This window comes from Streptomyces sp. NPDC059373 (assembly GCF_042751495.1).
Taxonomy (GTDB): Bacteria; Actinomycetota; Actinomycetes; order Streptomycetales; family Streptomycetaceae; genus Actinacidiphila.
On record NZ_JBHYXC010000003.1, the window covers coordinates 472,603 to 483,784 of the forward strand.

Consider the following 11,182-nt stretch of genomic DNA (forward strand, 5'->3'; position numbering starts at 1 on the left):
GTCCGTCCTGCCGCCGCGCTGCAACCCCCGTCGCATCCTGCATATACATACGTTCGGGGCCATTCTCCCCGTACAACGGCGCACACGGTACGTAGCGTTCCGGTCTCCACCGGATGATCACCAGTAAGTTATCGAAGGGAGACCCGCGTCACGAATTCGTAGCCGTGGACGCCGTCGGCAGCGCCGCCGCGCCGTCCTGCGTCACCCGGGTCGCGCCGATGTAGTCCGCCGAGTCGATCCTGTCGAAGCGGATGACGGCGCCGGTGTGCGGCGCGTTGATCATGTACCCGCCGCCGACGTAGATCCCCACGTGATGAATGGTCGTCGGATCGTTCAGGTCGTACGCGAAGAACACCAGGTCCCCCGGCGCCAGCTGATCCCGGGACGGATGCGGCCCGGCGTTCCACTGGTCCTTCGCCACCCGCGGCAGCTCGATCCCCACCGAGTGGTACGCGGCCTGCGTCAGCCCCGAGCAGTCGAACCGCCCGCTCTGCGCGGCCGTACCGGTGCCACCCCACAGGTAGGGGGTGCCGAGCTTCTTCTGCGCGTAGTAAATGGCCCCCGCCGCCTGCTGCGAGGCCGCGACGGTGCCGGTCGGTGCCGCGAAGCTCTTCGCCAGGGTCGTGATGGCCTTGACGTAGTTCCTCGTCTCGGCGATGTCCGGGACCCCGCCCGCCTGGATCACCCGGTACGCGCCCGCGTTGTACGCCGCCAGCATGTTCTCGGTCGGATCGCCGGGCACGTCCTTCACATACGTCGCCAGCTCGCAGTCGTACGAGGCCGCCGACGGAATCGCGTCCGCCGGGTCCCACACATCGCGGACCCCGTCGCCGTTGCCGTCTATACCGTGCGTCGCCCACGTGCCGGGGATGAACTGCGCTATGCCCTGCGCGTCGGCCGGACTCCGGGCCTTCGCGTTCCAACCGCTCTCCTGGTAGAGCTGCGCCGCCAGCAGCGCCGGGTTGATGGCGGAACAGAGGTTGCCCCACTGCTGCACGATGCCGGAGTACGCCGTCGGCACCGCGCCCTTGGCCAGGGTCACCGCGCCGTTCCCGGTCAGGCTCGCGGCGGCCGAATACGTACCCACGACGAGCAGCGCGAGGAACGAGAAGAAGACCCCACCGGCGACGCCCGCGGCGAGCCAAGCCTTGCGCGCGGCCTTCATCCCCGGACCCCCCGCTCGTCGGTCGGCTTCTGCGTGTTCAGGCACGGGTGGTGACGGTGAGTCGGCCCCGAAGAAGCATCACCGCTCATCGCCGCCCCCAATCGTTGCCCTGCGCTCACCAGCGTGATACACAGAGTAGTCATCTATGCCCCATCGAACACCGGCTCGCACGCCAATCCGACCAGTCTGACGGCTGCGGCCGGGATCACACGGGGGAATCGGCTGAGAAAGTCGTTGAGTCGACATCCGACAGCGGAATCCTCCGCCAAGATAGACCTTGGCTCCTTGCGCCCTGGCGAGGAGACCAACTGATCTAGCGTGGTGGTGAGTTCTCATGATCCTGGCAGCCGCAAAGGGCGACATCAACACCATCATCGGTGGCATCGCCCCGGACTGGGGTCCCTTCGGCTCCCTCGGGAACGAAGCGCGCGTGATGATCGAGGTGGTCATGGCAGTGGCGATCCTGCTGTGCCTGGCCATCGCGATCTGGGGCGCGGCGAAACAGCGGATCGGCGCGACGGCGCTCCGCGACACATTCAGTGCCGAGCAGGGCAAGGGGTTGATCATCGCCGGACTGACCGGCGTGTTCATCATCGGTTCCCTCGGCACGCTGTTCACCATCGTCTACGGGATGGCGGTCTAGCCGGCCCCACACCAGGAATCCCGTCTTCTCGTCTCCTTGTCCCTGTCCTCCAGTTATGTCCCCAAGGGGCCCGTCCCGGCCCCGTTTCCCCACCCGAGGCTGCGTGCTGATGCCCACTCACCCGAGCAGCGATGCCGGACCCGCCAGCGGCTCCGCCCTGCCCTTCTCGCGTGCGGGGGCGAGCGCACCATGAGCCTCGGCCACGACGATCCCGACGGCTACGACAGCTACGACGGGCCGCCCACCACCCGCACCCGGCTCCCCGAGGGCCAGGCCGGCCCCGGCGGCACCGGCGCGCGCCGGACGCCCCGCTCCAGCCGTAACCTCGTCACGGTCGTCAGCGTCGTCGTCCTGCTCATCGCCGCCATCGCCTTCGCCAACCGCGGCGGCGGCAACGGATCCGCCGGCACCTCCGGCAGCAACGGCAGCGGCAACACCGGCGCCCAGTCCCAGCCCACCGCCGCCACCGGCCAGAAACCCGTGTCCGGCTCCAACTCGGCCGAGGGCATCGCCTCCGGCTTCGCCCGGACCTCGCAGGGCGCCCAGTCCGCCGCCGCGAACTACGCGGTGGCCCTCGGCGGCGACGGCATGTTCAGCACCGACCGCCGCCACACCATCGTCGCCGCGATCCACGACCCGGCGGTGGTGAACGCGATGCAGAGCAAGCTCGACAAGGCGTACACCGCCGGCCTGTTCACCAGCCTCGGCCTCAACGCGGACGGTTCCACCCCCAGCGGCTACACCTTCGTCTCCCGCACCATCCCCGTCGGCACCAAGACCACCGGCCACACGGACACCACGGCAACCGTCGAGGTGTGGTGCACCGGCCTCGCCGGACTCGCCGGCACCGGCTCCACCAAGCCCGTCAGCCAGAGCTGGTTCACCGTCACCGAGAAGCTGAAGTGGGTCGGCGGCGACTGGAAGATCGAGTCGTCCAGCCAGACCCACGGCCCCGCACCGGTCAGCGGCGACGACCAGGCCGCCGGCGCCGACGAGATCGCGAACGCCGTCCAGGGGTATGGAGGGTTCACGTATGCCAGGTAACCACCGCCGCACCCTGTCAGTCGCCGCCGTCCTCGCCGGGGCTCAGGCCACGGTCGTCCTGACCGCGTGGCAGGCGGCTGCCGCACCCACGCCCACCCCGAGCGCGTCCGTGGACTGCAGCCAGTTCATCGGTGTCGCCAAGGACTACTGCGAAAGCGGCAACACCGGCAGCGGCACCGGCACGGGTGGCATCCCCGACTCCCTCGACCCCCTCACCTCCCTGGCCAAGGGCTGCGCCAAAGCCGCCTCCGCGGTCATCGGGAAGCTGTCCGAAGCGGTCACCCACACCACCGAGGTCGACTTCACCAACACGGCGTTCCTGCGCCAGTACGCCGTCGTCTTCGCCGCCTCGACGATCCTGACCCTCGTCCTGTGGCTGCTGGCCGTCGCCAAGCGGGCCGTACGCGGCGTCCCCCTCACCGAAGCCCTCACCGAGGCGGTCGGCTTCCTCTGGCTGACCGTCATCGCCTCGGCCTTCACGCCGCTCATCCTCTACACCGTCGTGTCGGCGACCGACGCCGTGACCAACGTCATCGCCTCCGGGACCAACTCCAACTCGGACGTCTTCTTCGGCTCGTTCCAGGACGCGCTGACCAAGAACACCGACATCGGCGGCGGCCCGATCATGCTCATCATCGTCTCCCTGGTCTCCGTCCTCGCCGCAGGCGTCCTGTATCTCGAGCTGGTGATCCGGGCCGCCCTGCTCTACGTCGGCGCGCTGCTCGGCACCGCCGTCTACGCCGGCATGGTCGACAAGAACATGTGGCACCACGTCCGCCGCTGGGCGGGCATCATGATCGCGGTGATCATGGTCAAACCGGTCATCGTGATCGTGCTCGGCCTCGCCGGCGCACTGACGACGACCACCGACGGCCCCACCGCCTTCGGAGCCGTCGTCTCCGGCCTGTCGATCATCCTGCTCGCGATCTTCGCCAGCGCCATGATCTACCGCTTCGTGCCCGGCTTCGGCGACGACGTCCAGAGCCTCCGCAACAACCGCAAGGCCAGCGGCGAAAGCCAGGCGGCCGCCGTCATCTCGAGCCCTGCCGCGCTCGTGAAGCAGGGCATCAAGACCCACAGCGCGCGCGGCGGCCCCCAGGAACAGGCCGCATCCGGCGGCGGGTCCTCCCAGCCCGCGAACGGCGTGGCCGGCGGCGTCGCCGCCCACAGCACCCGAGGCGGCAGCTCCGGCGCCGCCACCCCCGCCCCGCGCACGACGCCGGACCGCGGCAACCACGGCACCAGCAGTAGCAGCAAGTCCGGAGGTGACAGCCGGTGACGTCCCAGCCCTACGCCGCCCAGCAACCACGTCGTACGTATCTCATCGGCAAAGCCCGGCCGAACGCGATCGTCGGCAAGAACCGCGAGACCGGCGAGATCACCCTCATCATCGCCGGGGCCTTCATCGGCATGATGTGCGGGCTCCTCATCCCGATCCTCCCCCTGCGGATCCTGGGCCTGACCGGCCCGCCGATCCTGGCCTTCGCCGCCGTCTACATGCCGTACCGCCGCCGCACCTTCTACCGCTGGTTCGAGATCAACCGCACCTACCGCCGCACCCTGCGCAACGCCGCCACCTACCGCTCCGCCGCCGCCGAGTCCGGCATCCGCCTCGACGGCCGCGAGGTCGAGGTCGGCCCGCCGCCCGGCATCGGCCGCATCAGCTGGCTGTCCGCACCCTTCGGCCCCGACGAGATCGCCGTCCTCCTCCACGTCGACCGGCGCACCGTCACCGCCGCCATCGAGATCGAGGGCCCCGGCGTCGGCCTGCGCGACAGCGAGGACCAGGAGGCCCTGGTCGAACGCTTCGGCACCCTCCTCAAGCACGTGGCCAACGGCGACGGCTTCGTCACCCGCCTCCAGATGCTCGCCCGCACCCTCCCCGCCGACCCCGACGCCCACGCCAAGGACGTCGCCGTACGGGGCGACGAGAGCGCCGAGAAGTGGATCAAGGACTCCTACGACCAGCTCCAGTCCATGGTGTCCACCTCCAGCGAGCAGCACCGCGCCTACCTCGTCGCCTGCATGCACTACAGCCGCGAACTCGCCGCCGAGGGCAACGCCATCGCCCGCGCCACCGGCATCCGGGGCAAGAACGTCGACAAGGACTCCGGCATCGCAGCCGTCATGGCCCGCGAACTCACCGACATCTGCGCCCGGTTGGCAGAAGCCGACATCCGCGTACGCCAGCCCCTCGGCCAGGCCCGCCTCTCCTCCCTGGTCCACTCCATGTACGACCCGGACCACCCCATCGACCACATCCAGGCCATGACCCGCCGCAACGCCTGGCCCGCCGAACTCGACGCCACCGAGCCGACCTTCCTCCAGGCCAAGACCCGCGAGTCCTCCACCCGCGCCCCCTGGTGCCACTCCACCGCCTGGGTCAAGGAATGGCCGATGACCCCCGTCGGCGTCAACTTCCTCGCCCCGCTCCTCGTCCACACCCCGGACGTCATCCGCACCGTCGCCGTCTGCATGGACCTCGAGCCCACCGACGTCGCCATCGAGCGCATGCTCACCGAGAAGACCAACGACGACGCCGACGCCAGCCGCGCCGCCAAGATGAACCGCGTCATCGACCCCCGCGACGTCGCCCACCACGGCCGCATCGACCAGCGCGGCGAAGACCTCGCCTCCGGCGCCGCCGGCGTCAACCTCGTCGGCTACATCACCGTCTCCTCCCGCAGCCCGGAGGCCCTGGCCCGCGACAAGCGCACCATCCGCGCCTCCGCCGGCAAGTCCTACCTGAAGCTGGAGTGGTGCGACCGCGAGCACCACCGCGCCTTCGTCAACACGCTGCCCTTCGCGACAGGAATCCGCCGGTGACTACTCAGCCCGTCCGGCGGCCGACGGAACATCTTCAGCCCGTCCGGCGTTTGAGGACACGCCCGGAGGGCGTTCGGGGTCTGGGGCGAAGCCCCAGCGGGTCCGGGCAGAGCCCGGTTTCGGGAAGGGGCGGGGTGGGGGAGCCCCCTGCGCCGCCGACGCGCCTCCGTGCGCACCGCCATGCGCACGCGCACACGAAGCCGACCGCCCCGCACCATGGTCTCCGGCAGCCACCAACCCTGCCAACGCCAACGAGGAGGTCCATCTGATGGCCATGCTCGACCCCCTCGCGGCCCTCACCGACGCCTTCACCAGCTTCCTCTTCGGCAAGGTCGAGTCCACCCGGCTCCCCGTCCGTACGTCCACGGGCCAGGCCCAGGCCGTCTACCTCCCCACCGCCGCCCCCGGCCTCGGCGACTCCGGCGTGATCATCGGCCGCGAGGTCTACTCCGGCAAGGGCTACATCTACGACCCCTTCCAGCTCTACGGCCAGCAACTCCCCGCCCCCCACTGGCTGGTCCTCGGCGAGTCCGGCAACGGCAAGTCGGCCCTCGAGAAGACCTACGTCCTGCGCCAGCTCCGCTTCCGCGACCGCCAGGTCGTCGTCCTCGACGCCCAGGGCGAGGACGGCGCCGGCGAGTGGAACCTCATCGCCAAGGCCCTCGGAATACAGCCCATCCGCCTGGACCCGACGGCCGCCCTCGACGGCGGCATCAAGCTCAACCCCCTCGACCCGGCGATCACCCTCACCGGCCAGCTCGCCCTGCTCCGTACGATCATCGAGGTCGCCATGGGGCGCGGCCTGGACGAGCGGGCCGGCTTCGCCCTCAAGGTCGCCCACGCGTACGTCATCGAGACCATCACCGACCGCCAGCCCATCCTCACCGACATCGTCGAGCGGCTGCGCCACCCGATGGAGGACGCCGCCGAGTCGATGAACGTCGACCTGGACGACGTACGCGCCTGGGGCCTGGACGTCGCCCTCGTCCTCGACCGGCTCGTCGACGGCGACCTGCGCGGCATGTTCGACGGCCCGACGACCGTCGGCATCGACCTCGACGCACCGCTGATCGTCTTCGACCTCTCCCACATCGACCGCAACTCGATCGCCATGCCGATCCTCATGGCCATCGTCGGCGTCTGGCTGGAACACACCTGGATCCGCCCCGACCGGAAGAAACGCATCTTCCTGGTCGAGGAGGCCTGGCACATCATCAACTCCCCCTTCGTCGCCCAACTCTTCCAGCGACTGCTGAAGTTCGGCCGACGCCTGGGACTGTCCTTCGTCGCCGTCGTCCACCACCTCTCCGACGTCGTGGACGGCGCGGCAGCGAAGGAAGCGGCAGCGATCCTCAAAATGGCCTCCACAAGGACGATCTACGCCCAGAAAGCCGACGAGGCACGCGCCACCGGCCGCGTACTCGGCCTCCCCAGATGGGCGGTGGAGATCATCCCCACCCTCACCCCCGGCATCGCCGTCTGGGACGTCAACGGCAACGTCCAGGTCGTCAAACACCTCATCACCGAGACCGAGCGCCCCCTCGTCTACACCGACCGCGCCATGACCCAGTCCTCGGCGGAAGCCGACGCGGAACGGGACGAAGCCCTCCCGGTCTCCCTCGACAAGCAGTTGGCCGACGACGCGGTGGCGTGATGACGAATCAGAGACAGCGGCAACAGCAGAGCGACGGCGGCATCCCCGACGGCCTCATCCTGGGCGTCATCGGCTTCCTCCTCGGCATGACCGTCCTCCTCTGGACCGCCACCGGCATAGCCGGCCTCCTCTCCCACGGCGCCTGGCCCGCCGAGGTCCACTTCACCCGTACGCCCCAGGCCATGCGGCACCTCATCGGCCACCCCCACGACATCGCCGCCGCCTGGCCCCAGTCCCCGCCCGACGCACTCCCCGGCTGGGGACTCTTCTGGGGCGTCTTCCTCGGGCAGTTGATGGTGCTGTTCGTGCTGACGGTCTTCGTGATCGGCGTAGTCGCCCGTACGCGCCTGAGACGTGGGCGCAAAACTCAGCTCGCTCCGGACAACCCAGCCCCTCCGGCGCTTGAGGAGCTGGGGTCCAGGGGGCAGAGCCCCCTGGTTTCGGGAAGGGGCGGGGTGGGGGAGTCAACCCCTGCCTCAGCCACCGCCGAGCCGAGCCCGCCCACGGCCCCGGCCCCGCCCACAGACCCCTTCGAGTCCGAACTCACCCGCACCTACGCCGTCTTCGCTCCATCACGAGGCGACAAGGCCAAACGCCTCATCCAGCCCGCCCTCCTCAACGCCGCCGGCGCAGCCGTCCTCACCACCTCCGACCCCGACACCTTCCACCAGACCGTCGGCAACCGCACCAAGCTCGGCCCCGTCCACATCTACGACCCGGCCCACCTCGTCGACACCCCCGGCCGCCTCCGCTGGGCCCCGCACACCGGCTGCGAGGACGTCCCCACCGCCCTCACCACCGCCCGCGCCCTGCTGTTCCCGTGCCGCCCGCACGCCGCCGCCGACGCCACGATGTTCGACGCCGCCGAGACCCTGCTGCGCTGCTGGCTGCACGCCGCCGCCATCGACGGCCTGCCCTTCCGCCAGGTGCACCGCTGGGCCGGCGGCAACGGCGGCCAGGACGCCGTACGCATCCTCCGTACGCACCCCAAGGCCGCCACCGGCTGGAGCGGGGAGCTGGAATCCGTACTGCACGCCCACACCGACCGCCGGGACGCAGCCCAGGCCCTGATCCACCGGACCCTGGAATCCCTCAACTCCGTCCACATCCGCGACGCCTGCAATCCCGGCCGGGCCGATGCCCTCGACCTGGAATCGTTCGTACGCGAGCGGGGAACGATGTATGTGGTGGGCGAGCCCAACGAAGATCCACGGACTCGCCCGGGTGCGATGCCGCTGCTCACCGCACTCGTCTCCAGCGTGGTCGAGCACGGCCGGCGCATGGCCGCACGGTCACCCGCCGGTCGGCTCGACCCACCACTCACCCTGGTGCTGGACGACATCGCAGCCCTCGCCCCGCTGCCCGACCTCCCCGAGCTCCTCGCCACCGGCACGGCCCTCGGCCTGCCCACCCTCGCCGTCCTCCGCACCCCGGAACAGGCCCGCGCCCACTGGCGTACCCCGCTCTGGCACCGCGCCGACGCCCGCCTCGTCCTCGGCCCCACCGCCCCCGGCCTGCTCGACGAGGTCCCGGACGCGATCCTGCTGACCTGACGGCTTGCCTCTGACCCGTACGTCAGGGGTTAGCGTCCCGCCATGCCAACTCCAGCAGCCACCCTTTCCCGCGAAGTCCGCCTCGCCGCCCTCCCGCAAGGCCTGCCGAGGCCCGAACACTTCACCGTCGTCGAAACCCCGCTCCCCGTCCCGGCAGCCGGCCAAGCCCTCATCCGCACCCGCTGGTTCCAGGTCTTCCCCGCCCTTCGTACGCTCATCGGCGGCGGTCCGGAAGGCGGCACCACCCCCTTCCCCGCCATCCACCCGGGTGACACGCTCTTCGGCGCCGCCGTCGGTGAAGTCGTCACCGCCCCCGAAGGCAGCGCCCTGCGTCCGGGGGAGTTGGTCTTCCACTGGCAGGGCTGGCGGGAGTACGCGGCCGTGCCCGCCGCCGATTGCGCGCCGCTCGGCGACACCCTGCCCGACCCGGCGGCGCACCTCTCCATGGGCTCGACCCCGTACGGCGCCCTGACCCGCGCCGCCCAAGTACGCGCCGGCGACACCGTCTTCGTCACCGGCGGCGCCGGATCCGTCGGCTCCCTCTCCGGTCAGATCGCCCGCCTGCTCGGCGCGAACCGCGTCATCGGCAGCACCGGCTCACCGGCCAAAGCCGCCCGCATGGTCTCCGAGCTGGGCTACGACGCCGCCGTGCTCCGTGGAGCCGAACCCATCGCAGAGCAGCTCGCCAAGGCCGCCCCCGACGGCATCGACGTCCTCCTGGACAACGTCGGCGGCGAACAACTCCAGGCCGCAGTCACAGCCGCCCGCCCCGGCGCACGCTTCGCCCTGGTCGGCGCCCTGTCCGGACAACTGTCGCCGGACAGCGACGGCACCACCGCACCCGTCGAGATCGACTCGTTCCAGCTCATCCTCAAGCGCATCGCCATCCGCGGCTTCAGCGGCCAGGAGGACCCCACAGTCGGACCCGAGTGGAACAAGCGTTTCGGCGACTGGTTGCGTTCCGGCCACATCACCTTCCCCCACGTCCGCATCCCGGGCATCGAAAACGCCCCGCGAGCGTTGCACGAAGTCATGGGCGGGCAGCATCTCGGCACCGTCATAGTGGAGTTGTAGACCGCACCACCGGTGGGAGGAACAGATGCGGATCGGCGACGCGGCAGCCGCGGCAGGCACCACACCCCGCGCCCTGCGCTTCTACGAACAGCGCGGGCTTCTCCCGCCCCCGTCCCGCACCCCCACCGGCCAACGCCAGTACGGCCCCGGCGACGTGGCCCGGATCCGCCTCATCCGCGAACTGCTCTCCGTCGGCCTCACCATCGAGGACATCCGCAGCTGCGCCGACCATCTCCACCTGATCGAGATCGACCCCACCCGCCCCTGCGGCGGCGCCCAGACCACCCCCGGCCCCGGCATCGCCGCCCGCCGCCTGGCGGCCCTCGAAACAGAAATCGACCGCCTCACCAGGCTCCGTGACCAACTCGCGGCCCGGGTCAGGGGCGGAGCAGCACCATCTCGTACTCCTTCTGCGTCTCATCGAGCGGAAACGGCATCGTCTTCCCGGTCCGCGTGAAGCCCAGCCGCGCATAGAACGCCTGCGCCCGCGGGTTCCCCTCGTGCACCCACAACTGCACACGGTCCACCCGCTCCCAGACCCACTCCAGCGCCGTCCCGAACAACTTCTCCGCCAGCCCCGTTCCCCTTACCTCCGGCCGCAGATACACCCCGACAATGCTCAGCGAGTCGTCCGGCTCGACAAGCACCACGAGACTGCCGGCCCACACCCCGTTCTCGTCCTCGGCCACGAACTGCTGCGCTCCGACCCTCGACGTCCGCCCCTGCCAGACCTCGTCCGCGAACGCGGCCTCTTCCTCATAGGTCCGTACGAACGCAACACTGCTGACCGGGTCCTTCAGGGCCGCCAGCCGCAGCTCCTTGCTCCGCCGCCACTCGTCGGGCCTGACCTGCCGTATCTCGTATCCCATGGCGGGACCATACAACGCAAAAAAGCTCCGGTCCCCTGGATTAATCCAGGGGACCGGAGCTCAAAGATTGTTCGGCGGCGTCCTACTCTCCCACAGGGTCCCCCCTGCAGTACCATCGGCGCTGAAAGGCTTAGCTTCCGGGTTCGGAATGTAACCGGGCGTTTCCCTAACGCAATGACCACCGAAACACTATGAAGATGTCCGAACCGGAACAACACACGGTTCGTTACTTCAGAACTACACAGTGGACGCGAGCAACTGAGGACAAGCCCTCGGCCTATTAGTACCGGTCAGCTCCACCCCTTACAGGGCTTCCACATCCGGCCTATCAACCCAGTCGTCTACTGGGAGCCT

At 69.9% G+C, this 11,182-nt stretch carries 10 protein-coding genes and 2 rRNA genes; 8 read left to right on the forward strand and 4 right to left on the reverse strand.

Translation table 11 applies throughout. The annotated features are described in order from the left end of the window. Nucleotides 1-148: 148 nt before the first annotated feature. A complete protein-coding gene (locus ACFXJ5_RS10115; RefSeq protein ID WP_384629509.1) occupies nt 149-1,165 on the reverse strand; it encodes an NlpC/P60 family protein in 1,017 nt (338 codons plus the stop codon). A 334-nt stretch (nt 1,166-1,499) separates the two neighbouring features. Here ACFXJ5_RS10115 and ACFXJ5_RS10120 point away from each other — a divergent pair, with 334 nt between their 5' ends. From ACFXJ5_RS10120 to ACFXJ5_RS10155, 8 genes are all read left to right on the forward strand, one after another. After that, nucleotides 1,500-1,808, forward strand: a complete 309-nt coding sequence (locus ACFXJ5_RS10120; protein ID WP_127360003.1) for a hypothetical protein — start codon at nt 1,500-1,502, stop codon at nt 1,806-1,808. Nucleotides 1,809-1,997: 189 nt separating this feature from the next. Continuing rightward, nucleotides 1,998-2,852, forward strand: coding sequence for a hypothetical protein (locus ACFXJ5_RS10125; RefSeq protein ID WP_384629511.1), 855 nt, complete (start codon nt 1,998-2,000; stop codon nt 2,850-2,852). Continuing rightward, a complete protein-coding gene (locus ACFXJ5_RS10130; protein ID WP_384629513.1) occupies nt 2,842-4,131 on the forward strand; it encodes a hypothetical protein in 1,290 nt (429 codons plus the stop codon). The genes ACFXJ5_RS10125 and ACFXJ5_RS10130 overlap by 11 nt, the downstream gene beginning before the upstream one ends. Beyond that, nucleotides 4,128-5,678: an SCO6880 family protein gene (locus ACFXJ5_RS10135; protein WP_384629516.1), complete on the forward strand. Its 1,551-nt coding sequence runs from the start codon at nt 4,128-4,130 to the stop codon at nt 5,676-5,678. Before ACFXJ5_RS10130 ends, ACFXJ5_RS10135 begins: the two co-directional genes overlap by 4 nt. Nucleotides 5,679-5,952: 274 nt before the next feature. Further along, on the forward strand, nt 5,953-7,332 hold the full coding sequence (locus ACFXJ5_RS10140; RefSeq protein ID WP_127360013.1) for an ATP-binding protein: 1,380 nt from the start codon (nt 5,953-5,955) through the stop codon (nt 7,330-7,332). Next, on the forward strand, nt 7,332-8,885 hold the full coding sequence (locus ACFXJ5_RS10145) for a type IV secretory system conjugative DNA transfer family protein (RefSeq protein ID WP_384629519.1): 1,554 nt from the start codon (nt 7,332-7,334) through the stop codon (nt 8,883-8,885). The genes ACFXJ5_RS10140 and ACFXJ5_RS10145 overlap by 1 nt, the downstream gene beginning before the upstream one ends. Nucleotides 8,886-8,927: 42 nt before the next feature. Beyond that, the gene (locus ACFXJ5_RS10150; protein WP_384629521.1) at nt 8,928-9,959 is read left to right on the forward strand and encodes an MDR family NADP-dependent oxidoreductase; all 1,032 of its coding nucleotides are present in this window, start codon (nt 8,928-8,930) and stop codon (nt 9,957-9,959) included. A 25-nt stretch (nt 9,960-9,984) separates the two neighbouring features. Further along, nucleotides 9,985-10,416, forward strand: coding sequence for a MerR family transcriptional regulator (locus tag ACFXJ5_RS10155; RefSeq protein ID WP_384629524.1), 432 nt, complete (start codon nt 9,985-9,987; stop codon nt 10,414-10,416). Here ACFXJ5_RS10155 and ACFXJ5_RS10160 read toward each other — a convergent pair. The 3 genes from ACFXJ5_RS10160 to ACFXJ5_RS10170 form a co-directional block, all read right to left on the reverse strand. After that, nucleotides 10,337-10,828 (reverse strand): GNAT family N-acetyltransferase, encoded by a 492-nt coding sequence (locus ACFXJ5_RS10160; RefSeq protein ID WP_384629527.1) that lies wholly within the window; start codon nt 10,826-10,828, stop codon nt 10,337-10,339. The genes ACFXJ5_RS10155 and ACFXJ5_RS10160 overlap by 80 nt on opposite strands. A 69-nt stretch (nt 10,829-10,897) precedes the next feature. Continuing rightward, nucleotides 10,898-11,014 (reverse strand): 5S ribosomal RNA (rrf, locus tag ACFXJ5_RS10165). A 74-nt stretch (nt 11,015-11,088) separates the two neighbouring features. Continuing rightward, a 23S ribosomal RNA gene (locus ACFXJ5_RS10170) occupies nt 11,089-11,182 on the reverse strand; the annotation flags it as partial.

What these genes read in the sequence shown, in the direction of transcription:
- ACFXJ5_RS10125 (WP_384629511.1), top strand. Translation starts at nt 1,998, where the DNA reads ATGAGCCTCGGCCACGACGATCCCGACGGCTACGACAGCTACGACGGG.
- ACFXJ5_RS10140 (WP_127360013.1), top strand. Translation starts at nt 5,953, where the DNA reads ATGCTCGACCCCCTCGCGGCCCTCACCGACGCCTTCACCAGCTTCCTC.
- ACFXJ5_RS10160 (WP_384629527.1), bottom strand. Translation starts at nt 10,828, where the DNA reads ATGGGATACGAGATACGGCAGGTCAGGCCCGACGAGTGGCGGCGGAGC.
- ACFXJ5_RS10130 (WP_384629513.1), top strand. Translation starts at nt 2,842, where the DNA reads ATGCCAGGTAACCACCGCCGCACCCTGTCAGTCGCCGCCGTCCTCGCC.
- ACFXJ5_RS10145 (WP_384629519.1), top strand. Translation starts at nt 7,332, where the DNA reads ATGACGAATCAGAGACAGCGGCAACAGCAGAGCGACGGCGGCATCCCC.
- ACFXJ5_RS10150 (WP_384629521.1), top strand. Translation starts at nt 8,928, where the DNA reads ATGCCAACTCCAGCAGCCACCCTTTCCCGCGAAGTCCGCCTCGCCGCC.
- ACFXJ5_RS10120 (WP_127360003.1), top strand. Translation starts at nt 1,500, where the DNA reads ATGATCCTGGCAGCCGCAAAGGGCGACATCAACACCATCATCGGTGGC.
- ACFXJ5_RS10155 (WP_384629524.1), top strand. Translation starts at nt 9,985, where the DNA reads ATGCGGATCGGCGACGCGGCAGCCGCGGCAGGCACCACACCCCGCGCC.
- ACFXJ5_RS10115 (WP_384629509.1), bottom strand. Translation starts at nt 1,165, where the DNA reads ATGAAGGCCGCGCGCAAGGCTTGGCTCGCCGCGGGCGTCGCCGGTGGG.